Genomic DNA, 22,836 nt, shown 5'->3' with positions numbered 1-22,836 from the left:
GGCCAGGGGCCGGCTTTTTGTCTTGTGGTTGGGCTCCGGTGTTAGAGCATTAGCCCATGTCGAGCCAGTAGAGCGGCTCTTCCTGGACCACGGTCAGGCCCTGCGTTGCGCGGGTCAGTGCGACGTAGAGATCCTGGAGCCCCTGGGGAGAAGCGCCCGCGATCTCGTCGGGGCATACGACTATGACCTCATCGAATTCGAGTCCCTTCGCCTGGGAGATGTCGTAGACGCGAGGGGCCGCCGCAGCGGTGCTCGCTTCGCCCGCTGCAGCTGCTTCCGCCGCGCCCCACAGAACGTCCACCTGCTCTCGGACCCAATCCAATCGGGCGCTCGGCGCGATGATTGCCCACAGTCGCCCTTCCTCGGAGACGCGGTCGAGGTGGGACTTGGCGTCGGCAAGCGAGGGGAGAAAGACGGGCGTGCGTCCGACAGAGCGAATCGACCGCGGGGCTTCGAGGTCCGGGGCGATGTGGGGCAGCAGCGTCGCCGCGAGATCCATGACCTCCTGCGGGGTCCGGTAGTTCACCGTCAGCTCGTGCAGCCGCCAGCGCGTGCCGACGACCGGTTCGAGCACGTCGCCCCACGCTTCGGCGCCGGCGGGCGAACCGGTTTGGGCGACGTCGCCGACGAGAGTCATCCAGCCGTTGGGACTGCGGCGGCGAATCATGCGCCACGCCATCGCGGAGAGCTCCTGCGCCTCGTCGACGATGACGTGGCCGTACGCCCAGGTGCGGTCCTCTGCGGCGCGATCTGCGGTGGAGCGCATGTCCCGCTCGCGGTGGCGCTCGGCCAGAGCCTCGGCGTCGATGACGTCGTAGGCGGAGAGAATCTCGGCATCGAAGCCATCGTCGAGGTCCTGGGAGGCGGAACTGGACAGGGTATCCAGGGCGTCCTGCGCCTCGCTGACGCGGGCCTCCCACTCCTCGCTGTCGACCTCGGCCGCATGGACCGGACCGAGAAGCTCCGCGAGCTCGTCCAGCAGCGGGGCATCGGCCTCGGAGAATTCGCCCTCGGGCCAGTCGTCTCTGCGGAGTATGGCGGCGTGGGTGGTGTCGTCGTACTCGTAGGCAGCGGCCGCAATTGCGTCGGCGTCGCGGAGCAATTCCTCGAGCACCGCCTCGGGCTCCAGTACGGGCCAGAGCTCGTCGAGGATTTCGGAGACCTGTGGGTCGTCGGAAAGCTCGTCTCGAAGGTCGGCGATGTCGGTGGTGGACAGGAGATTTTCCCCGCCGAGCGGGTCCGCGCCGATGCGCCCAGCCAGCTGAGCCGCGAGCAGCTCGAGCATGTGCTCACGGAAGATCGCTCGCCCGGCATTGTGTGGCTTGCGGGTGCGGCGTGCCTTCGTCCGCGAGGCCTTGACGTCCCGGGCGGTGATGGTCACCGGGATATTGTCGAATCGGAATTCGATGTCAGCATCGGGCAGCGCCTGATACGCGCGGACGGCCTCCTTCAGGATGTTGACCATCTCCGCCGAGCCCTTGACCTCTTGCGTGACCAGCGGCTCGAGCCTCGAGCTGGCGCGGACGCCGGGGTAGAGATCACCGATGGTGGTCAGCACGACGCCGGTCTCGCCGAGGCTGGGCAGAACGCGGGAGATGTAGTCCAAAAACGTCGTGTTCGGTCCGATAATCAGGACGCCGGTCTTCGCCAGCTGGTCGCGGTAGGTGTAGAGCAGCCACGCCACGCGGTGCAGCGCGACCGCAGTCTTACCCGTGCCTGGTCCGCCCTGAACGACTAGCGTGCCACGGGTGGAATCTCGAATGATGAGGTCCTGCTCGCGCTGGATCGTCTCCACGATGCCGCGCATGTGGCCGGTACGCGCGCTGCCGAGCACCTCACGCAGCACTGATTCGCCTCCGACGCCCGCGCCGATGCCCTCGCCAGACTGCTCCGCGCCCGGGGCGGGGGAGTCCAGCCACTCGTCGTCGACGGCCCGCACAGTCCGCCCGCGGGTACGAAGGTGCCGGCGCAGGCTCACCCCCTCGGGCTGCGCTGTGGTGGCGAGGTAGAAGGGGCGGGCGCCGTCGGCACGCCAGTCCATGATGATGGTTCGGTAGTCATCGTCTGCATCGGACAGCCCCATGCGCCCGATGTATCGCTTATCGACGCCCGACCCGGAGCCGGTCGCAGAGACGGGGTTATCGGGATTGTCGTCTTCGATGTCGATACGGCCGAAGACCAATCCAATTTCGGCGGTGCGGTAGCGGTCGAGGTTTGCCTGGAGCCGGTGATACTCGACTTCGCGCTCTACGCGTGCCTGCGGGTCCGGATCGTCCTGCAACATGACGCGGCGGAGGTTCTCCTGATCTCGGATACGCGCCTCGTCGAGGAAGGAAAAGGCGAGGTCAAGATAGGCCTGCTCGCTGGCGAGTACAGCACTTTGGTTCGTTCCAAGGCTCTGCGCGGAATCACGCGACGGCAAACTAATACTCCTGTAAACAATAGACAAACGCCCCGCACGCTGGAAACGTGGGGGCGTTCTATTCTAGCGCTCGAGGCGAAACCTACTTAATCGACTTGAGGGCCTTGTTGGTTTCCTTCTTCGCCTTCTTTGCGGCCTTGTCGGCGCGCTTACGCAGTATCTTGCGCTGCTTCTTGGCATCCTTGCTGAATTCAGCGGCGTAGGCAGAAGCGCCGTCGGTGAGCTCAGAAGCCTTCTCGGTGACCTGCTCGATCCAGTCGTCCTTGTTGTCCTCGACGTAGGCCTTGGCGGTCTCGAAGTTGTCCTCGACGTAGGACTTCGCGGTGTCGAAGGCGTCGGTGACCTGATCGAGCCAGCCGTCCTTGTTCTCCTCGACGTAGGCCTTGGCATCGGTGGCGGCGCCGGTTGCGCGGTCGGCGACGAGGCCGGCCTTCTCCTTCAGATTTGCGCCGGTACCGCGGAGAGCCTCAGTGACCTCCTCGGTGCGCTTTTCCGTCTCGGTACGAGTCGGAAGAGCTGCCTGGACCTGTTTGTTCAGCTTCTTGCCGGCCTTTTCCGCGCGCCATGCCAGGCCCGGCTTGCCGTCGGTGTCAGCGGTGGCGAGGAAGAGGCCACCGAGCAGTCCGATGTCGGTCAGGAAACCGGTACGGCGTGCCTTCTTTTCCTTCGGCTCCTGGGTCTCCCAGAAAGCGTGGCGGGCCAGCATAGTCGGCACCTGCGCGGCGACCAGTGCGGTAGCGGCCAGACGCGGGGACTTGCCGAGTGCGTAGAGAGATCCAGCGGCGACCTTGGTTCCGGCGATTGCCTGCACCAATGCCTTCTCGTTCTTCGGAACGAACTTGTTGTACTGGTTCGGGGTGACGGAACGGACGCGGGCAATGAGTTCGCGTGCGCCCTCCTGGTGATCCTGCTGGTTAATCAGGGTGTCGACGCCATCGGCGACGAACACGGAAGCCAGCATTGGACGTGCAAACTTGCGAATCATATATTCCAACTCCTAGGTCGGCCTATTGCTATTTCTATTCAATCCTACGCAGTGTTGAGCATGCGCGAGACGAAAATCGGCGCTGCATATTTCTGTGAGGGGCGAAAACCGGTGCTCACGCTGCGGTGTTCTCGGTTTCTACCAGCCCCTTTCGCGCCAGGTGGAAATGTGCGGGCGCTCGACCCCCACGGTCGTGTCCTTTCCGTGTCCCGGGTGAACCACGGTGTCGTCCGGGAACCTCTCAAAGACCCGCTTTACGACGTCCCCCAGAAGGCTCTGGAACTCCGCATCGGTGTTGGTCCCACCGATTCCGCCGGGGAAGAGGCTGTCACCGACAAAGAGGTGATGCGACGGGGTGCCGTCGGCAAGCGATTGAGAAGACACACCGGCGTCGGCCGCGGACAGCGACAGGCAGAGCCCGCCTGGGGTGTGGCCGCGGAGCAGGAAAGTGTGCAGCGGAATGTCCTGGCCGAATGTGACTACTTCATCGTCGCCGTAGAGCTGCTCGGCCGGAACTGGGATGTCCTTAGCGTCGATAATCGAGGTGACGTGGCGGGCTCCGGTGGCCTCGAGGAGGTCTGGCAGGGCAACGATATGGTCCTCGTGGGAGTGCGTGGTGAGGATCGTGGTCACCTTGGCGCCGGCTTGGCCGACCAGGGCGCGGAGGTGATTGGGGTTGTTCGCGGCGTCGATAAGCAGGGAATTCTCGGGCGCGCGCTCGTCGACGAGGAGGTAGACGTTGTTGTCCATCTCGCCGACGGAAGTCTTGAAAATCGTGACATTGCCGAAGCGGATTTTCTCGACTCCGCCCCGGGTCGGGTTGTTGCTGTAGTCGCTTATTGCAATTTCTGCGCTCATAACGTCCCAGGGTACAGAAAAGTTATGAACACTTGTGCGAAAAAATTTGGCGAAGGCGGTAGACTGTTCGATAGTTGATTGTCGATGAATTGAGGTTTTCCACTGTGGCCGAACGTCTAGTGGTCAGGGGCGCGCGCGAGCACAATCTGCGTGGCGTCGACATCGATCTCCCCAGGGACAAGATGGTGGTGTTCACCGGCCTGTCCGGCTCGGGTAAGTCCTCGCTGGCCTTCGATACCATCTTCGCCGAGGGGCAGCGTCGCTATGTGGAGTCGCTGAGCTCGTATGCTCGTATGTTCCTGGGGCAGATGGAAAAGCCCGATGTGGAGATGATTGAGGGGCTCTCGCCCGCGGTGTCGATCGACCAGAAGTCGACGAACCGCAACCCGCGGTCGACCGTGGGCACGATTACGGAGGTGTACGACTACCTGCGCCTGCTCTATGCACGAACCGGCACCCCGCACTGCCCTGAGTGCGGGGCGGTGATTTCCTCGCAGACTCCGCAGCAGATTGTGGACCAGGTGATGGACCTGCCGGCGGGGACAAAATTCCAGGTTCTGGCGCCCGTCGTGCGCACCCGCAAGGGCGAGTTCGTGGACCTCTTCGAGCGGCTCGCCTCGGAGGGCTATGCGCGCATCATCGTCGACGGTGAGATGCACAGGCTGTCGGACCCGCCGAAGCTGAAGAAGCAGATCAAGCACGATATCGACGTGGTCGTGGACCGCCTGCAGGTCAAGGAATCGCAGAAGCGTCGCCTCACCGATTCGGTGGAGACTGCCCTCGCGCTTGCCGACGGTGTTGTGGTCATCGACGCGGTCGGTCTGGAAGATGATGATCCACGGCGCTCGCAGCGTTTCTCCGAAAAGATGGCCTGCCCGAACGGGCACAGGATTTCCATCGATGAGCTTGAGCCGCGATCGTTTTCCTTTAACTCTCCGTACGGCGCTTGCCCGGAGTGCGATGGTATCGGCACGAAGCTGGAGGTCGATCCGGACCTGGTGGTACCGGACCCGTCGCTCCCGGCGGTTGAGGCTATCGCCCCGTGGCGGCAGACGCTGAATAAGAAGTACTTCGAGAAACTGGTCGAGGGGCTTGCTCAGGAGATGGGTTTTGACCCCACCACGCCTTTTGAGGATCTTACGGCCGCGCAGCGCAAGGCTCTTCTGCAAGGATCCAAGCACAAGGTGACGGTGCGCTACCGCAACCGCTACGGGCGCACTCGCCAATACACGGCGGCGTTCGAGGGCGTAATGCCGTACCTGCACCGAAAGCTGTCGCAGGCGGAGAGTGACTCGCAGAAGGAGCGCTTCCAGGGGTACATGCGAGAAGTTCCGTGCCCGGCGTGCAACGGCGCGCGCCTGCGCCCTGAGATTCTTTCGGTGACCTTGGATACCGGTGACCAGGGGGAGAAGAACATCGCGGAGCTGACCGAGCTGTCGGTACGTGACGGCTCCAGGTTCCTGAACTCCCTGAAGCTAGGCAAGCGCGAGGAAATGATTGCGGGCCGGGTTCTTCGGGAAGTACAGGCGCGACTGCAATTCCTGCTGGACGTGGGCCTGGATTACCTATCCCTGTCGCGTTCGGCGGGAACCCTGTCGGGCGGTGAAGCCCAGCGCATTCGTCTGGCAACGCAGATTGGTTCGGGGCTTGCGGGCGTTCTCTACGTATTGGACGAGCCCTCCATCGGCCTGCACCAACGCGATAACAATCGTCTGATTAAGACGCTGAAGAATCTCCGCGACCTCGGCAATACTTTGATCGTCGTCGAACACGATGAGGACACCATTCGCGAGGCGGACTGGCTGGTGGACATCGGGCCGAAAGCAGGCGAGTACGGCGGCAAGATCGTCTATCAGGGAGAGCCCACCGGAATCGTGGATTGTGAGGAGTCCATCACCGGTGCGTACCTTTCCGGCCGCAAGCAGCTTACGGTTCCCCAGTCGCGGCGCCCGGTCGATGAGTCCCGGATAGTGACGGTGCGGGGCGCCCGCGAGAACAACTTGAAGAAGGTCGATGTCCGGTTCCCGCTCGGTGTTCTCACCTGCGTCACGGGTGTTTCCGGTTCCGGTAAGTCGACGCTGGTCAATGAGATTTTGGCGAAGGTTATGGGCAACGAGCTCAATGGTGCCCGCCAGGTGCCCGGTCGGCATTCGCGCGTGGAGGGTCTGGACCAGTTGGACAAGCTGGTGCAGGTCGATCAGTCTCCGATTGGCCGTACGCCGCGTTCGAATCCCGCGACCTACACGGGTGTGTTCGACAAGATTCGTAACCTCTTCGCCGAGACGCAGGAGGCAAAGGTCCGAGGCTACAAACCGGGTAGGTTTAGCTTCAATGTCAAGGGTGGTCGCTGCGAGGCCTGTAAGGGCGACGGCACCATCAAGATCGAGATGAACTTCCTGCCGGATGTGTATGTCCCCTGTGAGGTCTGCCACGGCGCTCGCTACAACCGCGAGACCCTGGAGGTTAAATACAAGGGCAAGACCATCGCCGAGGTGCTGGACATGCCCATCTCCGAGGCAGCCGAGTTCTTCGAGCCCATTCAGTCCATCGCCCGTTATCTAAATACGCTTGTCGACGTTGGCCTGGGTTATGTCCGTCTTGGTCAATCGGCGACGACGCTTTCGGGCGGTGAGGCTCAGCGCGTGAAGCTTGCCGCGGAGCTGCAGAAGCGCTCGAATGGCCGTACTGTCTACATCCTCGACGAGCCGACCACGGGCCTGCATTTCGAGGACATTCGCAAACTCATGCTGGTGCTGCAGGGGCTGGTGGATAAGGGCAACACCGTCATCGTGATTGAGCACAACTTGGATGTCATCAAGTCCGCGGACTGGATTATCGATATGGGGCCGGAAGGCGGCGCCGGCGGTGGCACTGTCGTTGTCGAGGGGACTCCCGAGAAGGTCGCGGATACTCAAGGCTCGCACACGGGCGAGTACTTAAAGCCTCTTCTCGGTGTCGGTTGAGTGGTGGATTGAGTGGTCCTGTGGGAGCCCCTCCGTAGGGGCTTCCGCAGATTCGGTTTTCTGCGACGGGACGCGGTCGCGCTGCTTTGCTCCGGACACAGCCATGGCCAGGAGGATAAGGCCGCAGACGATGAACGCCGCGGCGCGGATGATTCCGTCGAGCGTGGCCATGTCGAAGAAGATCAGTTTGATGATCGCCAGTGCCGCAATGGTCAGGCCGGCGGCCAGTCGGGCCTGTATATGACGGAATCTGGGCGAGAGTACTAAAACGCCGGCGATGGTCGCCCAAGAGATGCTCAGCAGCATGTGGGAAAGGCTGAATCCGAGCCCCACATACATGAGAAGGTGGATAAACGGCAGGGCCGCAGCAGCTAGGCCGACGAGACCGAGTACAGGTGATGCCTTTTGTCGGGCGGCTGCAGCGACCATGCCAATATCCGTCAGTAGCAGTAGCAGCAGGCTCACGAATTCGGCCCACGACAGCGAGACATCAACTCCGGCGTTACGCATGGCCGTCGGAATGAGATAGGCATGCGCAATATTTGCGGCGAAGAACCATGCGATTCCCGCTGATTGCGCGCACAGGAGGGTATAGCGGGGTACCCGTGGGGCGGGCCACATGATGAGAAGCCAGGTCGCTGCTACGGATACCAAGGAGATCGGGATAATCGGCCAGTCGCTGTTGATTTCCGCCACGCCCGAGTACATGCGTAGGTCGTAGGCGAAGAATAGCCAGGGAATTGGGGAAGTCGCGAAAGCTGCGGGAGCGAAGTATCGCAGGGAAGGCTTCGTAAGGTACAGGCCCGCGAACGCCGCCCCTATAACGAGGCACCCGCCCACGAAAATCGGTCCTCCGAAGCGCATGGCGGCCGAGACGACGAGTGGTGTTGAAACTGCGGCCACGATTGCCAGTTTGAGCGGCTTTTCGAATGTGAATGCTCCGAATGGTTTTCTCGTGTTGGAAACTCCATCAGATTGCGTGGTTGCTTGTGCTTCATGCTCGAGTGGGGTCTCATGGGGCATCTCGGTGAGAAGCAGTGGCCCAAACTGACCTGCGATGAACATCAATGTGTAAATGATTCCTAGCCAACCGACCTCGAGAGCGCCGGAGATTGCGAGGAAGCCAGTGCTGAGGTTTCCCGCCAGCAAGAACGCGGCCACATACGGACGCAGCGGTTGTCTCCACAAAATGGCGGTGCCGGCAATCGTGAGTAATGGAAGGCCAAGGTGCGAAATAGCCGCACCGACATCGCCCCACTTGCCGTCAGTATTCATTGCGATGAGGCACATCAGCCCGCCGCCTATAACGACGGACCAGGCCGCGGTCGCGCTGGATTGAGCCCATCGGGCGCCAAAGAATCCGCCGCAGGTGAACACGAGGATTAGAGCGATTGCGACGCCTGCGGGAATCCAGTCGAGTAGAGCCCACATGGATAGCGCGGTCAGGCTCGCCGTCGCTAAAGAGGTCGCCATGAGCGCTGTAACCCCCGCTGGAAATGCTTTACGACGGTATGCCCACCTAGACGCTCCTGCCAAGACTGCGGCAAGCGCAAATGCTAGGACGACTCGGCCAACTGGTCCGAGAAGTCCCATTTGGATTGCCACGGCAACGAAGAATGCGATGCCTGCGGCGGTAATAAGCCCGCCGAAGGTCGCAATTATTCGGACGATTTGTTTTTCGTTCGTCCACCAGGGAGACCGTGCAGGTTGCGGGGCAGCTGGGGCCGATGGTGGAGCTGGTGGTGGAACGCTGGGTGAAAGGGATGGAGGATCCTGTTCGGGAATAGGCGTATGTAGAGTTGGAGGCCTCGAGTCCGTGGGTGGAGTCCCGGTATGAACAGCCCCAAGGGATTCGGTGTTATCCAGGGGGACAGTTTGTTCCAGGTTATGGCGGTAAATATTCGCAAGACGAGCAACTTTGGTGGCGCTAGTTTCGAGTTCCGCCAGTGCAGTAGCGAGCGAGTCGGCGATTTCATCTCGGGGATAGTCGCGGGTGGGAAAGTCCTGATTGTTGGCGTTTTTATTCATAGGCACGACTTTAGCCACTTTCTGTGGGGAAACTAATCCTGTGGGAAGATTAATCTACCGAGTGTGTTTGTCTTTGCGGGCTGAACTGGACTGCAGGCAGTGTGCGGTGACCTGGAAAATCGCGCGTTGTAAGGTTTTGGTGTTTCTGCCTGGTCGTGTTAGTATCTTGGGACGACCGCCAGAATGGCTATTTGAATAGTCATTCGGCAGCGAAGAGGATTTAAGTCCCACCCTTGGTGCGCCAAAGAATTACGGTTGTGCCGGGGTCCACCCTAACCGGGTTGGAGTATCAAAATGGCTCGGTTGGAAGGCGTGAAGGTGCTGCGAGAATTCGCCGCCGAACGCGCGTGGCTTTTCTTCCTTTCCCGCTTGCTATCGCGGTTTGAAACGAAGATTGTTCAGGTTCGACCTAGGAGGCCACATCAGCGCTGACACTCGTACAAACGAGGAGATTCGAGTACCCGAAGTCCGTCTCGTCGGACCGAACGGTGAGCAGGTAGGCGTCGTCCGTACTGGCGATGCACTCAAGCTGGCATACGAAGCAGATCTTGACCTGGTTGAGGTTGCTCCGCGTGCGAAGCCGCCGGTCGCAAAGATTATGGACTACGGCAAGTTCAAGTACGAACAGGCTCAGAAGGCCCGCGAGGCTCGAAAGAACCAGCAGCAGACTGTGGTCAAGGAGCAGAAGTTCCGTCCGAAGATCGACGACCACGACTACGAAACCAAGAAGAACAACGTTGTTCGCTTCTTGGAAAAGGGTTCCAAGGTCAAGGTCACGATTATGTTCCGTGGCCGTGAACAGTCTCGTCCAGAACTGGGTTTCCGTCTTCTGGAGCGCCTGGCCGCAGATGTCGAGGAATACGGCGTCGTCGAGGCTCGGCCGAAGCAGGACGGTCGCAACATGACTATGGTCCTGGGGCCGGTTCGGAACAAGGGTAAGAAGTAACCGACCTGACCAGAAATGGTTGTAAACGAGGCCTTCCGTCGTAGAGGCGGAAGGTCGCTAAGGGGAGAGTTTTAATATGAAGCAGAAGACCCACAAGGGCACCGCAAAGCGCATCAAGGTTACCGGCTCCGGCAAGCTGCGCCGCGAGCAGGCTAACCGCCGCCACCTCCTGGAGGGCAAGCCGTCCAAGCGCACTCGTCGCCTGAAGGGCACCGAGGACGTTGCAAAGTCCGACGTCAAGCGCGTCAAGCGCCTGCTGGGCAAGGCTTAATTTCTAAGCCCGACACCCACCTAGGTTTTATCGCCGGCACTGTGGCTAGACACAACGCCTAGAAAAAGCCCGAGCGATAACCCTCTTAATTTCACTAGTTCTTAAAGACAACGAAAAGGAAGTATCACCGTGGCACGTGTGAAGCGGTCTGTTAACGCTAAGAAGAAGCGTCGCGAAGTTCTCGATTCCGCAAAGGGCTACCGTGGTCAGCGCTCCCGCCTGTACCGCAAGGCCAAGGAGCAGATGCTCCACTCCAAGACCTACGAGTTCCGCGATCGCCGTCACCGTAAGGGCCAGTTCCGTCGTCTGTGGATCCAGCGCATCAACGCCGCTGCCCGCGCTAACGACATGACCTACAACCGTTTCATCCAGGGTCTGGCTCTGGCTGGCATCGAGGTCGACCGCAAGAACCTGGCTGAGCTGGCTGTCAACGACGCACCGGCTTTCGCCGCACTGGTCAAGGCCGCTAAGGAGGCCCTGCCGGAGGACGTCAACGCCAAGGCTTAATGCCAAAGGCCTCTAGCGCCCGCGCTTGCGATCTTTTACCCCGCCTTTTACGCTTCGGGAAACTATTTTCCCGGGGCGAAGGCGGGTTTTTGCTTGCGTACCCGCAGCAATGACCGAGGCACACTCGCACGAACGCCACGGCAGTTACCAAAATCGCGCAAGGTATATTCGAACGCATGAGTTTCTCAGATGAGTTGGCCCAGGCAAGCGGCCAGGACCAGGCGTTTAGCAAACGTACGCCTCGCATTGTCGCCGCTGCGAAGCTGCACCGTGCAGCAGCGCGTCGGAAAGCGGGGAGGTTCCTCGTCGAGGGCTTCAACAGTGTGGACGCGGCAATCAGATCGGACGCCGCGGTTGAAATTTACGCGACCCCACGCGCAGCAGAGGAGTTCGAGTCGCTCCTAGCCCCCGCAGTTGACGGAGGCTTCTCGGTGTCTCTAATCGACGACTCCGCCGCTTCCTCCTTAGCGGAAACCGTCACCACGACCGGGCTCTTCGCGGTCTGCGAGGCTTCGCGGGTGCAGCATGAGCTGGACACGGTTCTCTCTGCGGGGAAGCGCACCGGGGTCGTCGCCGTGTTGTTTGATTGCCAGGACCCTGGCAACCTCGGCACTGTCATCCGCATGGTCGATGCGCTCGGCCTCGGCGGGGTTATTCTCGCCGGTGATAGCGTAGATCCGCTGTCGGGGAAAGCGTCTCGGTCTTCCGCGGGTTCTGTGTTCCACGTCCCCTTCGTTCGCGAGCGCGACGCGGGCGCTGTGGTCACCTCCCTGCGCGAGGCTGGCTTTACGACGCTGGCCACGACCATGGATGGTCAAGTCGTACTTGGTCGAGACTCGCTGCCAGAAGGGCCGACTGCTTGGCTATTTGGCAACGAGGCGCATGGTTTGCAGCCCGAGGTTTTGGACGCTGCGAACCACTCAGTGTCCATTCCGATTCGAGGTGAGGCCGAGTCGCTGAACCTGGCCACCGCGGCGTCGATGTGTCTGTGGGAATCGGCGCGCGGCGCTTGAGCAGAACGTTTAAGGAGTAGCAGTGAGGGCAAGCTTAGGGTGCGTGCAAGAACGAGTCCGGGCCGCCCGCTATGATTATCCTCATCTAAAAATGTCGATGACTGATTGAGCAAGGTTGAGCAATACAGTGAGTAGCACACAGGGCGAAAAGCCGAATCCGATTGATCTTTCAGAGCAGGCGCTGAATAAGGCCGCCGATGCGGCTGTTGCTGCCTTTGACGCAGCTGCGAACTTGGAAGAGTTGGGTGCGGCCCGCAAGGCTCACCTGGGAGATGAGGCCTATATTCCGCAGGCTCGCCGTGCCCTGGGGTCTATCCCGAAGGCGGAGCGAAAGGACGCCGGCCGCCGGGTCAACATGGCGCGTGGTGCCGTCGAAAAGCAGTACGCGCAGCGTCTTGTGGTGCTGGAGGAAGAGGAAAACGCGCGGCGCCTGGTGGAAGAGCGCATCGACGTGTCGGTGGACACCGTCCGCGGTCAGCGCGGCGGTATGCACCCGATTACAATTCTGTCTGAGCAGATTGGCGATATTTTCGTCGGCATGGGCTGGGAGGTCGCAGAGGGCCCCGAGGTTGAGGCGGAATACTTCAACTTTGACGCGCTGAACTTCCTGCCGGATCACCCGGCTCGTACGCTGCAGGATACCTTCCACATTGCTCCGTCCGGCTCTCTGCAGGTGTTGCGTACCCACACCTCCCCGGTTCAGGTCCGCACCATGCAGTCGCGTGACCTGCCCATTTACGTCATCTGCCCGGGTCGTACGTTCCGCACGGACGAGCTCGATGCGACACACACCCCGGTGTTCCACCAGGTGGAGGGCCTCGCCGTGGACAAGGGGCTGACCATGGGACACCTGCGCGGCACCTTGGACCATATGGCGAAGGCGCTGTTCGGCCCGGAGACCAAGACCCGCATGCGCGCGAACTACTTCCCGTTCACCGAGCCGTCGGCTGAGGTGGATGTTTGGTTCCCGAACAAGAAGGGCGGCGCCGGCTGGATCGAGTGGGGCGGCTGCGGCATGGTCAACCCGAACGTGCTGCGTGCCTCCGGTATTGACCCGGAGATCTACTCGGGCTTTGCGTTCGGCATGGGCCTGGAGCGCACTCTGCAGTTCCGCAATGGCCTGTCCGATATGCGCGACATGGTCGAGGGCGATGTCCGTTTCACCCAGCCGTTCGGTATCCGCGGCTAGATCGCTGACCTACACAAAGAGGAGTTTTTCTTAAATGTTCATTCCACAGTCGTGGGTCACTGATGTTGTTCGCGGCCCCGAAAACGCCACCAACCCGGATTGGTCCGTTACCCCGGATGAGCTGGATGCCGGCTTTGTCCGCGTCGGGTTCGAGACCGAGGGGCACGAGCCGCTGGAGCAGGTGACCGGCCCGCTGGTTTTCGGCCGTGTGGAGCAGGTCGAGGAGCTGGAGGGCTTCAAGAAGCCGATCCGCTATTGCCAGGTCAACGTCGGCGATGCCAATGGCACCGGTGAGCTGCAGGGCATCATCTGCGGTGCGCGTAACTTCGCCGAGGGCGATGAGGTAATCGTCGCGCTGCCGGGCTGTGTCCTGCCGGGTGGTTTCGAGATCGCTGCGCGCAAGACCTACGGCAAGATTTCCAACGGCATGCTGTGCTCGGAGTCGGAGCTGGGGCTGACGGATTCCTCCGCGGGTATCCTGACTCTCCCGGCGGGCACTGGCCAGCTGGGCGCATCGGCTAAGGGCTTCGTCGGTTTCGACGATGAGAAGTTCGAGGTCAACATCACTCCGGACCGCGGTTACGCGCTGTCCGCCCGTGGCCTGGGCCGCGAGATTTGCTCAGCTTTCAACCTGAAGTTCGCCGATCCGGCGCAGGTAGAGGCCCTGCCGGTCGAGGGCGAAAGCCTTCCAGTTACTCTCGACGCCGACACCGATGCACGTCGTTTCGGCCTGCGCCGAGTCACTGGTATTGACCCGAAAGCGCAGACCCCGTGGTGGATGCGCCGCCGCCTGATGCTGTCGGGTCAGCGCACCGTCAATCTGCCGACGGATATCACCAACTACGTCATGCTCCTGCTGGGCCAGCCGATGCACGCTTTCGACGGCTCTAAGATTGCCGGTGGCCTGCATATCCGCAACGCCAAGGCGGGGGAGACCCTCGAGACCCTCGACCATGTCGAGCGCAAGCTCGGCGAGGAGGATGTCGTCATCTGTGACGATGACGGCATTCAGTCTCTCGCCGGCATCATGGGCGGCTTGACCTCCGAGATTGCCGATGACACCACTGATGTCGTCTTCGAGGCCGCCATCTGGTCCCCGCTGCGCGTCTTTCGTGGTGGTCGCCGTCACAAAATTTCCTCTGAGGCTTCCCGACGCTTCGAGCGCGGCGTCGATCCTTCCCTGGTGGAGCCGGCACTGGACCTGGCGTGCCGCCTGTTGTCGGACATCGCCGGTGGCACCGTTGACGCAGGCCGCACCCTGGTCGGCAACGTGGAGGTCATGCCGGTGATTGATTTCGCTGCGAACCGCGCGAGCGAGGTCGCAGGCGTTGAATACTCCCGCGAGACAATTGTTGGCCGCCTCGAGGAGGTCGGCTGCTCGGTTGTCGATGAGGGCGAGCGCCTGAAGGTCACCCCGCCGACCTGGCGCCCGGACCTGACCATGTCCGCGGACCTGGTAGAGGAAATCCTGCGTCTGGAGGGCCTTGAGGACATCCCGGTGGTGCTCCCCGTTGCGCCGGCAGGTCGTGGCCTGACTCTGCGCCAGCAGCGCCGCCGCTTTGTCGGTCACGCCTTGGCTCACACCGGTTACCTGGAGATTCTGCCGACTCCGTTCACCGCCAATGACGTCTTCGACGTTTGGGGTCTGGATGCGGATGACCCGCGCCGCAATACGGTCAAGGTCATCAACCCGCTGGAGTCCGATCATGCACAGCTGGGCTCGACCCTGCTGCCGGCGATGCTGGAGTCTCTGAAGCGCAACGTCGCTCGCGGCCAGGTGGATCTCTCGCTGTATGGCATCGAGCAGGTCTCCATCGAGCGTGGCAACGGTAAGTCCCCGATGCTGTCGACTGCTGGCCTGCCGAGCGAGAAAGAGCGCAAGGCGCTGCTGGATTCGCTGCCGGAGCAGCCGCTGCATGTTGCGACGGTCGCCTGCGGCCGCATCGCTCTCGACACCCCGTGGGGAGACGAGCGCGCCTACGGCGTCGCTGATGCTATTGAGGCCGCCCGTACCGTGGCTCGCGCCGCGAACGTGGAGCTCGAGGTCCGAAACACCGAGCAGCTGCCGTGGCACCCGGGCCGCTGCGCCGAGCTGCTTGTCGACGGCACGGTCGTCGGCTATGCCGGTGAGCTGCACCCGAAGGTCTGCAAGGATGCCGGCCTGCCGGAGCGCACCTGCGCTATGGAGATGAACCTGGACGCAATTCCTGCGAGCGAGTACTTGCCGGCCCCGGTTCTCAGTCCGTTCCCGGCGGTTCACCAGGATGTCGCTTTGGTCGTCTCCGACGAGATTTCCGCCGCCGAGGTCCAGGCGACGCTGGTCGAGGGTGCCGGTGAGCTCCTCGAGTCGATTCGTATCTTTGATGTGTACCGCTCCGAGCAGATGGGCGTTGGAGTTCGTTCGCTGGCCTTCTCGCTGCGTTTCCGGGCAACCGACCGCACTCTGAAGGAAGAGGAGGCATCGGCCGCGCGCGAGGCAGCGATTGCTCTGGCGGAGAGCCGTCATCACGCGGAGCTCCGCGGTTAGAGGTAACGCCAAGCCTTATAAAGTGAATTTATTTAACCGTCGAAGGGGGTACCCTCGGCGGTTAAGTTTATTTAAGGGGATTGCGCTCGGTGAACGCATCTGTGCAGCCCCTTTGTTTTAGTTTTTGCGTATATAAGGCGCTTGGAGTGGGAAAACGTGAATAGGTAGTTTTACTGTCAAGTCTTCTAGATGTTGGCTATAAATTCTGTTGTCGATCAAGCTTTTGGACTAAAGCTGGAAAGAATTGCTATGAAACGTCGATTTTTGGCCACCTGCGCTGCCGCTTTCGGGCTGGCATTCGCAGGTGCAGTACCGGCAGGCGCACTTGTTAACGGTGAGCATGCGCAACCTAGTCCTGAGGCTGATTCTGTGGTGAAGCTGGTGGTTCCCCTCAATGCGTTCCGTGCCGCTGAGTGCACCGGTACTGCTGTGGATTCGCAGTGGGTTATCACTGCCGCCCACTGTGTTCAGGATGTTCCGCTTAAAGCCGGGCGTGTCACTGTTGGGCAGGGTGAAGGTGCTCGCACTGTGCAGATAAATGATTGGAAGGTCGCCCCGAGCGGGGATGTTGCTCTCGTGCATGTGGGCGAGGATCTAGGCCTGTCGTCGTACTCGTCGATTGACCGGGCGGGCATTGGCGCGGGTGAGGTGTCTGGCACTGTTTACGGTTGGTCGAGCCTTGGCGAAGGTGCCAGCGGGCGGCTTCCCAAGGCATCGGTAAAGGCGTCGGCTTGCCCGACGAACTATGACCTTTGTGCTAACGGTGACGGAATCCTCGCGCGTACCGCTCTGCCGACGGCCCTGCAGCAGGGGGACTCGGGCGGGCCTCTCTTTGTTGACGGTCGCCTTGTTGGAATGTTGTCTTCTGCGGTTTCGGTGGATCGTGGGGTGAATCCGGAGTCGACAGGTCAGTATCTTTACACTTCCACCAATTCTCTCAAGACGTGGATTGACGAGGTGCTGCGTACTGATCCTGCACAGGCTCCGGATCCGTCGGCACCTGACGTTGAGGAGCTGCCTACGGTGCCGGCTCCTATGCCGGTGATTCCGAATGTCAGTTCTCCAAGTTTGGCACCCAGTGTCTAAACCGTGTCCATTGTGCAATCTCTTGTGATTACACAAGCATTTATTCATCACATGAGTCACAAAATTGATGAATATCTTGCAATAGAATGAATAAAAGTGTTGAATATTCAACATGAGTATTTCTGTTGCCATCGCCGGTGCGACCGGTTATGCCGGAGGAGAAATCCTCCGGCTTCTACTGTCGCACCCGGCATATCAGTCCGGCGAATTAACCATCGGCGCCCTGACCGGGGCCTCGAATGCCGGTGCGCGAGTGGGCGATATTATGCCGCACGTCGCACCTCTCGCGGACCGACGAATTGAGGCAACGAATGCCGACACTCTATCGGGCCACGATGTCGTATTCCTCGGCCTGCCCCATGGACACTCGGCCGCCATCGCCAAGGATCTCGGCGAGGATGTTGCGATCATCGACTGCGGCGCCGACTTCCGCCTGAAGGACGCAGCTGAGTGGGAGCACTACTACGACTCCGAGCATGCGGGCACCTGGACTTACGGAATCCCGGAGCTACCGGGAAACCGCGAGGTTATTAAGAACTCCCGCCGCATCGCAGTGCCGGGCTGCTTTCCGACGGGCGGAACGCTCGCGGCCCTTCCCTCAGTGGCGAAGGGGCTGGTCGAGCCCGATTTGTCAATCGTCTCCATCACGGGTACCTCGGGGGCGGGTAAGAAGGCCGCTGTGCCGTTGCTGGGCTCCGAGGTAATGGGCAACCTGCGCGCCTACAATACCGCTGGCAAGCACCGCCACACTGCGGAGTTCCTCCAGAACCTGGGGGTATACGCCGAAGACCTGAAGGTCAGCTTCACTCCGGTTCTCGCTCCGACGTCGAGGGGAATCCTCACCACTATCACCGCACCGTTGAAGGATGCGTCGCTAAGCGAAGAAGCGGCGAGGGAGGTCTACCGCGAGTTTTACGCGAGTGAGCCCTTCGTGCAGATTCTGGCGGAGGGGCTCCAGCCTCAGACGCAGTCGGTAATCGGTTCGAACCTGGTCCAGATCCAGGTCGAGGTAGATCAGCGGTCCGGGCGACTGCTTATGACCTCAGCGATTGACAACCTCACTAAGGGCACCGGCGGGGCCGCGGTTCAGTGCATGAACCTTGTCACAGGGCTCAATGAAACTGCAGGACTTCCACAGGTAGGAGTAGCACCATGATGAAGGCGGAGAAAGAGGGACCGGTGAACGTCGGCGAGTCGGGTAAGGGCATCTGTGCGCCCAAGGGCTTCGTAGCGGCGGGTACGACCGCGGGCATTAAGGTCAGCGGCAAGCCGGACATGGCGCTGGTCGTTAACCAGGGGCCGGAGAAGACTGCTGCGGCGGTATTCACGCGAAACCGTGTCCAGGCGGCGCCGGTTGCCGTAACGAAGAGGCACATCGAAGACGGCAAGCTCAGTGCGGTTGTGTTGAACTCGGGCAACGCGAACGCCTGCAACGGCCAGCCGGGCATCGACGATGCGCTTGAGGTCTGCCAGGCCGTTGCTGACGCTCTCGGCGTCGACGTGACCGAGGTGGGCGCCTGCTCGACAGGCCTTATCGGCGACCGCCTGCCGATGGACATCGTGCTCGGCGGTGTCCCGAAGCTGGTGGAGGCCCTCGGCGACGACGCGGGGTCCGCCCACGCGGCCGCAGAGGCTATTCTCACCACGGACCTGGTTATCAAGGAAGCGGTGGTGGAAACCGGCGGCTTCACCGTCGGCGCGATGGGCAAGGGGGTCGGCATGATTAGCCCTTCCATGGCAACCATGCTCGGCGTAATCACTACCGATGCCAAGGTGAGCACCGAGATGCTTCACGACGCCATCGCCAAGGCATCCGAGGTCACCTTCAACCGCCTGGATATCGACGGTTCCACCTCGACGAACGACACCGTCATCATGATGGCAAGCGGCGCCTCCGGCGTTAACCCGACCCAGGAAGAGCTGGACAAGGCCGTGTTTGCGGTGTGCGACTCGATTGCGCGCCAGATGCAGTCCGATGCCGAGGGCGTGACCAAGCGCGTCTCCATCACCGTGCGCGGCACCGGCGGGGCAGAGGAGGCCCTGGTGGCTGCGCGTATTATCGGCCGCGACAACCTGTTCAAGTGCGCGATGTTCGGCTCCGACCCGAACTGGGGTCGCGTGCTTGCGGCGGTGGGAACTGCGCCGGTGGATATGGACCCGGAGCACATCACGGTGTCCTTCAACGGCCACGTTGTTTGCCGCGATACCGGCGGAACCCCGGATGCCCGCGAGGTTGATCTCTCGGGTGCCGATATCGCGGTCGAGGTTGACCTCGGCACCGGCAACGCAGAGGAGGCGACCGTGCGTACCACGGACCTCTCGCACGATTACGTCCACATCAACTCGGCCTACTCGTCCTAGGAGCGACAATGGTTCACGAGCTAACCGAAGGCCTGTCCTACGAACAGCGCGCCCACGTTCTTGCCGAGGCCCTGCCGTGGCTGCAGCACTACCGCGACAAGATCGTCGTCGTTAAGTACGGCGGAAATGCGATGACCGACCTGAAGCTGAAGAAAGCGTTCGCTCAGGACATGGTTTTCCTGCGCACCGTCGGCGTTAAGCCCGTGGTCGTCCATGGCGGCGGTCCGCAAATTTCCTCGATGCTGGGGCGACTCGGCCTCGAGGGGGAGTTCCGCGGCGGGTTCCGCGTGACCACTCCTGAGGTCATGGAAATCGTGCGCATGGTGCTGTTCGGTCAGGTGGGCCGCGAGCTGGTGAACCTAATCAACGCCTATGGCCCCTACGCGGTCGGTACCTCCGGCGAGGACGGCGGCCTGTTCACCGGCACCCGCCGCACGGTCACCGTCGCTGGCAAGGAGACCGATATCGGACTGGTCGGCAACATCACCTCGGTCCAGTCGGAGACTCTGATGGACCTTATCGACGCCGGTCGAATTCCAGTGGTGTCCACCATCGCGCCGTCGGAAGACGGCACCGAGGTCTACAACATCAACGCCGACACCGCGGCAGGTGCTCTGGCCTCGGCCATCAATGCGGACCGCCTGGTAATCCTCACCAATGTCGAGGGGCTTTACACCAACTGGCCGGACCGAGACTCCCTGGTGTCAAAGATTTCGGTATCGAAGCTGCGCGAGATTATGCCCACCCTGGATTCGGGGATGATTCCGAAGATGGAATCCTGCCTCAATGCGGTGGAAAAGGGTGTTCCGGCCGCCCACGTTATCGACGGCCGCCAGCCGCATTCGGTGTTGCTTGAGCTGATGACTTCCGGCGGTATCGGCACAATGGTGGAGCCGGGTTAGAACTCGCTGGAACGTCCCCGAGTCCGGGGCATCCTGTATAAGTAACTCGCAAGAATCAAGGTCAAAATTTTCGAAGGCAGGTCACACAAGAATGAGCGACTTCCAACAGCAGTGGCAGTCCACGATGATGGACAACTACGGCACGCCTCGCATTGAGGTGGCTAAGGGCAATGGGGCGACGTTCGTGGACTCCGAGGGCAAGGAGTACCTCGACCTGCTCAGCGGCATCGCCGTCAACGCGCTCGGCCATGCCCACCCGGCAATCGTCGAGGCGGTGACCGACCAGGTACAGACCCTTGGCCACGTGTCCAATATCTTTGCCTCCCAGCCTCCGCTGGATCTCGCCGCCAAGCTGGTTGATCTGACCGGCTGGGAGTCCGAGGACTCCCGCGTAATGTTCTGCAACTCGGGCACCGAGGCGAACGAGGCCGCATTCAAGCTTGCTCGCTTGACCGGCCGTCGCCGTATCATTTCGACTCACCACGGATTCCACGGCCGCACCATGGGCGCGCTGGCTATGACCGGCCAGCCCGATAAGCGTGCTCCCTTCGAGCCGATGCCCGCCGGCGTCGAGTTCGTTCCGTATGGGGACATCGACTTCCTCACCAAGACCATCGAGTCTGATCCGCTGGGCGTGGCCGCCGTCATCCTCGAGCCCATCCAGGGCGAGACCGGCGTGGTCGCCCCACCGGAGGGGTACTTCGCCGCAGTGCGCGAGCTCACCTCGCGTTTCGACGTTCTGCTGATCGTCGACGAGGTTCAGACCGGCATCGGCCGTACGGGCCGTTGGTTTGCGCACCAGCACGAGGGCATCGTTCCGGATGTTATGACGTTGGCTAAGGGCCTCGGCGGCGGTCTGCCGCTCGGCGCCGTTGTGGCCAATGGCCGCGCTGCCAAGCTGTTTACGCCGGGCGCGCACGGCACCACTTTTGGCGGCAACCCCATCTGCGCGTCGGCAGGCCTCGCGGTGATTAACACGCTGGAGGAGGAAAAGCTCGTCGACCGTGTGGCAGAGAAGGGCAAGGTTCTGGCTCGCAAACTCGCCTCGCTGAAGCACGTCGATCACGTCCGGGGCCGCGGTTTTATGCTCGGCCTGGTCCTGACGGACAACCTGGCGAAGGCCGCAGTGGACGCGGGCTATGAGCGCGGTGTCATCCTCAATGCTCCGCAACCGAATGTGATTCGCGTTGTTCCTCCGTTGATTCTCAGCGACGAGGAGATTAACCGCGCCGTCGAGCTAATTGATCTCTGCTTGAACGACGCAGCTGAGCAGATTGCTCAGCAGGCTCAGGCTCAGTAACCAGACCGACCGCGACATCTACCGAAAGATTCCTATTATGCTTCGACATTTTCTCGCCGATGACGACTTGACTCCTAAGGAGCAGGCCGAGGTTCTGAATCTGGCTGCCGAGCTGAAGGCCGCACCGTACTCGCACCGCCCCTTCGAGGGGCCGCAGTCGGTGGCCGTGCTGTTCGATAAGACGTCGACCCGCACGCGCTTTTCCTTCGACGCCGGCATCGCGGCGCTTGGCGGCAACGCCATCGTCGTTGAGACCGGCAACTCGCAGATGGGCAAGGGGGAGACTTACCAGGACACCGCCGCGGTGCTGAGCCGTTTCGTCTCGGCGATTGTCTGGCGCACCTACGCCCAGGCTGGTCTCGAGGCCATGGTGGAAACTGCAACGGTGCCCGTCGTCAATGCGCTTTCCGACGAATTCCACCCGTGCCAGATTCTCGCCGACCTGCAGACCATCATTGAACACAAGTGCCCAGGGGAGGGCCAGGCAGGTCTGAGCGGAAAGAAGGCGGTGTACTTCGGTGACGGCGCCAACAACATGGCGAATTCCTACCTCGTCGGCTTCGCGACGGCCGGGCTAGACGTGACAATCTGCGCGCCGGAGGAGTTCCTCCCGGAGCGGGTTTATGTCGACCGTGCGAAGAAAGTTGCCGCGGAAACCGGGGCGAAGGTCGAGGTCACCACTGACGTCGACAGCGCCATCGCGGGCGCCGACGTGGTAATCACAGACACCTGGGTCAGCATGGGGCAGGAGAGCGACGGCCTGGACCGCCGCACCCCGTTCCTGCCGTACCAGGTGAACAAGGAGCTGATGTGCAAGGCCAACGATGATGCGATCTTCCTGCACTGCTTGCCTGCTTACCGTGGCAACGAGGTCACGGCCGAGGTCATTGATGGCCCGCAGTCGGTGGTCTTCGATGAGGCCGAAAACCGCATGCACGCTCAGAAGGCCCTGCTGACCTGGCTCGTGAACAACTCGAGCGCGGAAAAGTAGAACCATGACTGGAGCACAGCCCGGATCGCGCACGGCACGGCAGGCACTCATCGCGGACCTGATTGCTCGGCACCATGTGTCCAGCCAAGTTCAGTTGGTGGAGCTTCTAGCTGCCGAGGGCATTGATATTGCGCAGGCGACGCTGTCTCGTGATCTCGATGAGTTGGGCGCGAGGAAGGTCCGTGATGAGTCCCGAGGTTCTCGGTACATGATTGCCGAGGACGCGGCAGCCGCAACCAGCGGCGCGCTATCTCGGATGCGGCGAGTTTTGGACGAGCTGCTTGTCTCCATCGACCACTCCGGATCCATTGCGGTGGTCCGGACTCCACCCGGTGCTGCACAGTACCTGGCCAGCGTGATTGATCGTGCGGGACTTAAGGACATCGTTGGCACAATCGCTGGCGATGACACGGTAATGTGCCTAGCCAGGGAACCGCTTTCCGGCGCTGATCTAGCCCAGCGTTTATCTGCCGGAACGAACCAGTAA

The 22,836-nt window shown here is 61.5% G+C and carries 19 protein-coding genes; 15 read left to right on the top strand and 4 right to left on the bottom strand.

All coding sequences use genetic code 11. From position 1 onward, the window contains the following. Window positions 1–49: 49 nt before the first annotated feature. The 3 genes from CLAC_RS07015 to CLAC_RS07005 form a co-directional block, all read right to left on the bottom strand. Window positions 50–2,422, bottom strand: coding sequence for a HelD family protein (locus tag CLAC_RS07015; RefSeq protein WP_245621826.1), 2,373 nt, complete (start codon window positions 2,420–2,422; stop codon window positions 50–52). Between the two features lie 82 nt (window positions 2,423–2,504). Further along, the gene (locus CLAC_RS07010) at window positions 2,505–3,407 is read right to left on the bottom strand and encodes a DoxX family protein (protein ID WP_053412289.1); all 903 of its coding nucleotides are present in this window, start codon (window positions 3,405–3,407) and stop codon (window positions 2,505–2,507) included. A gap of 138 nt (window positions 3,408–3,545) precedes the next feature. Continuing rightward, the gene (locus tag CLAC_RS07005; RefSeq protein ID WP_053412288.1) at window positions 3,546–4,265 is read right to left on the bottom strand and encodes an MBL fold metallo-hydrolase; all 720 of its coding nucleotides are present in this window, start codon (window positions 4,263–4,265) and stop codon (window positions 3,546–3,548) included. Between the two features lie 104 nt (window positions 4,266–4,369). Between CLAC_RS07005 and uvrA the strand changes: the two genes are divergently transcribed. Next, on the top strand, window positions 4,370–7,228 hold the full coding sequence (gene uvrA / locus CLAC_RS07000) for an excinuclease ABC subunit UvrA (protein WP_053413334.1): 2,859 nt from the start codon (window positions 4,370–4,372) through the stop codon (window positions 7,226–7,228). Here uvrA and CLAC_RS06995 read toward each other — a convergent pair. Continuing rightward, entirely contained in the window at window positions 7,202–8,701 is a 1,500-nt protein-coding gene (locus tag CLAC_RS06995) for a DUF2339 domain-containing protein (protein WP_053412287.1), read from the bottom strand. The two genes, uvrA and CLAC_RS06995, sit on opposite strands and share 27 nt — an antisense overlap. Before the next feature lie 360 nt (window positions 8,702–9,061). Between CLAC_RS06995 and CLAC_RS06990 the strand changes: the two genes are divergently transcribed. The 14 genes from CLAC_RS06990 to CLAC_RS06925 all read left to right on the top strand — a co-directional run bounded on the left by CLAC_RS06990 (window position 9,062) and on the right by CLAC_RS06925 (window position 22,836). Then, entirely contained in the window at window positions 9,062–9,292 is a 231-nt protein-coding gene (locus CLAC_RS06990) for a hypothetical protein (protein ID WP_053412286.1), read from the top strand. A 358-nt stretch (window positions 9,293–9,650) separates the two neighbouring features. After that, window positions 9,651–10,202 (top strand): translation initiation factor IF-3, encoded by a 552-nt coding sequence (gene infC / locus CLAC_RS06985; protein ID WP_205570533.1) that lies wholly within the window; start codon window positions 9,651–9,653, stop codon window positions 10,200–10,202. Between the two features lie 76 nt (window positions 10,203–10,278). Continuing rightward, entirely contained in the window at window positions 10,279–10,473 is a 195-nt protein-coding gene (rpmI, locus tag CLAC_RS06980) for a 50S ribosomal protein L35 (protein ID WP_053412285.1), read from the top strand. A gap of 129 nt (window positions 10,474–10,602) precedes the next feature. Next, complete coding sequence (gene rplT / locus CLAC_RS06975; protein WP_053412284.1) at window positions 10,603–10,980, top strand: 50S ribosomal protein L20; 378 nt, start codon at window positions 10,603–10,605, stop codon at window positions 10,978–10,980. A 176-nt stretch (window positions 10,981–11,156) separates the two neighbouring features. Further along, window positions 11,157–11,993, top strand: coding sequence for a TrmH family RNA methyltransferase (locus CLAC_RS06970; protein ID WP_053412283.1), 837 nt, complete (start codon window positions 11,157–11,159; stop codon window positions 11,991–11,993). A gap of 127 nt (window positions 11,994–12,120) precedes the next feature. Next, complete coding sequence (gene pheS / locus CLAC_RS06965; RefSeq protein WP_053412282.1) at window positions 12,121–13,182, top strand: phenylalanine--tRNA ligase subunit alpha; 1,062 nt, start codon at window positions 12,121–12,123, stop codon at window positions 13,180–13,182. A 34-nt stretch (window positions 13,183–13,216) separates the two neighbouring features. Then, window positions 13,217–15,709, top strand: a complete 2,493-nt coding sequence (gene pheT, locus CLAC_RS06960; RefSeq protein ID WP_053412281.1) for a phenylalanine--tRNA ligase subunit beta — start codon at window positions 13,217–13,219, stop codon at window positions 15,707–15,709. A 249-nt stretch (window positions 15,710–15,958) separates the two neighbouring features. Then, entirely contained in the window at window positions 15,959–16,795 is an 837-nt protein-coding gene (locus tag CLAC_RS06955; protein ID WP_053412280.1) for a S1 family peptidase, read from the top strand. A 112-nt stretch (window positions 16,796–16,907) separates the two neighbouring features. Continuing rightward, entirely contained in the window at window positions 16,908–17,951 is a 1,044-nt protein-coding gene (gene argC / locus CLAC_RS06950; protein ID WP_053412279.1) for an N-acetyl-gamma-glutamyl-phosphate reductase, read from the top strand. Then, on the top strand, window positions 17,948–19,156 hold the full coding sequence (gene argJ, locus CLAC_RS06945; protein WP_053412278.1) for a bifunctional glutamate N-acetyltransferase/amino-acid acetyltransferase ArgJ: 1,209 nt from the start codon (window positions 17,948–17,950) through the stop codon (window positions 19,154–19,156). Before argC ends, argJ begins: the two co-directional genes overlap by 4 nt. Window positions 19,157–19,164: 8 nt before the next feature. Next, entirely contained in the window at window positions 19,165–20,058 is an 894-nt protein-coding gene (argB, locus tag CLAC_RS06940) for an acetylglutamate kinase (protein ID WP_053412277.1), read from the top strand. Between the two features lie 91 nt (window positions 20,059–20,149). After that, the gene (locus tag CLAC_RS06935; protein WP_053412276.1) at window positions 20,150–21,358 is read left to right on the top strand and encodes an acetylornithine transaminase; all 1,209 of its coding nucleotides are present in this window, start codon (window positions 20,150–20,152) and stop codon (window positions 21,356–21,358) included. A 37-nt stretch (window positions 21,359–21,395) separates the two neighbouring features. Next, on the top strand, window positions 21,396–22,349 hold the full coding sequence (gene argF, locus CLAC_RS06930) for an ornithine carbamoyltransferase (protein WP_053412275.1): 954 nt from the start codon (window positions 21,396–21,398) through the stop codon (window positions 22,347–22,349). Window positions 22,350–22,353: 4 nt separating this feature from the next. Beyond that, on the top strand, window positions 22,354–22,836 hold the full coding sequence (locus CLAC_RS06925; protein WP_053412274.1) for an arginine repressor: 483 nt from the start codon (window positions 22,354–22,356) through the stop codon (window positions 22,834–22,836).

Origin of the sequence: Corynebacterium lactis RW2-5 (assembly GCF_001274895.1) — a bacterium.
GTDB classification, from domain to species: Bacteria; Actinomycetota; Actinomycetes; order Mycobacteriales; family Mycobacteriaceae; genus Corynebacterium; species Corynebacterium lactis.
This window is presented reverse-complemented; position numbering and strand designations above follow the sequence as displayed.

Bases quoted from the DNA above. Each gene is read 5' to 3' on its own strand.
- argF (WP_053412275.1), top strand. From the start codon at position 21,396: ATGCTTCGACATTTTCTCGCCGATGACGACTTGACTCCTAAGGAGCAG.
- rpmI (WP_053412285.1), top strand. From the start codon at position 10,279: ATGAAGCAGAAGACCCACAAGGGCACCGCAAAGCGCATCAAGGTTACC.
- CLAC_RS07005 (WP_053412288.1), bottom strand. From the start codon at position 4,265: ATGAGCGCAGAAATTGCAATAAGCGACTACAGCAACAACCCGACCCGG.
- CLAC_RS06955 (WP_053412280.1), top strand. From the start codon at position 15,959: ATGAAACGTCGATTTTTGGCCACCTGCGCTGCCGCTTTCGGGCTGGCA.
- CLAC_RS06935 (WP_053412276.1), top strand. From the start codon at position 20,150: ATGAGCGACTTCCAACAGCAGTGGCAGTCCACGATGATGGACAACTAC.
- argB (WP_053412277.1), top strand. From the start codon at position 19,165: ATGGTTCACGAGCTAACCGAAGGCCTGTCCTACGAACAGCGCGCCCAC.
- CLAC_RS06990 (WP_053412286.1), top strand. From the start codon at position 9,062: ATGAACAGCCCCAAGGGATTCGGTGTTATCCAGGGGGACAGTTTGTTC.
- CLAC_RS06995 (WP_053412287.1), bottom strand. From the start codon at position 8,701: ATGGCGACCTCTTTAGCGACGGCGAGCCTGACCGCGCTATCCATGTGG.
- argC (WP_053412279.1), top strand. From the start codon at position 16,908: ATGAGTATTTCTGTTGCCATCGCCGGTGCGACCGGTTATGCCGGAGGA.
- CLAC_RS06970 (WP_053412283.1), top strand. From the start codon at position 11,157: ATGAGTTTCTCAGATGAGTTGGCCCAGGCAAGCGGCCAGGACCAGGCG.
- argJ (WP_053412278.1), top strand. From the start codon at position 17,948: ATGATGAAGGCGGAGAAAGAGGGACCGGTGAACGTCGGCGAGTCGGGT.
- CLAC_RS07010 (WP_053412289.1), bottom strand. From the start codon at position 3,407: ATGATTCGCAAGTTTGCACGTCCAATGCTGGCTTCCGTGTTCGTCGCC.
- CLAC_RS06925 (WP_053412274.1), top strand. From the start codon at position 22,354: ATGACTGGAGCACAGCCCGGATCGCGCACGGCACGGCAGGCACTCATC.
- pheT (WP_053412281.1), top strand. From the start codon at position 13,217: ATGTTCATTCCACAGTCGTGGGTCACTGATGTTGTTCGCGGCCCCGAA.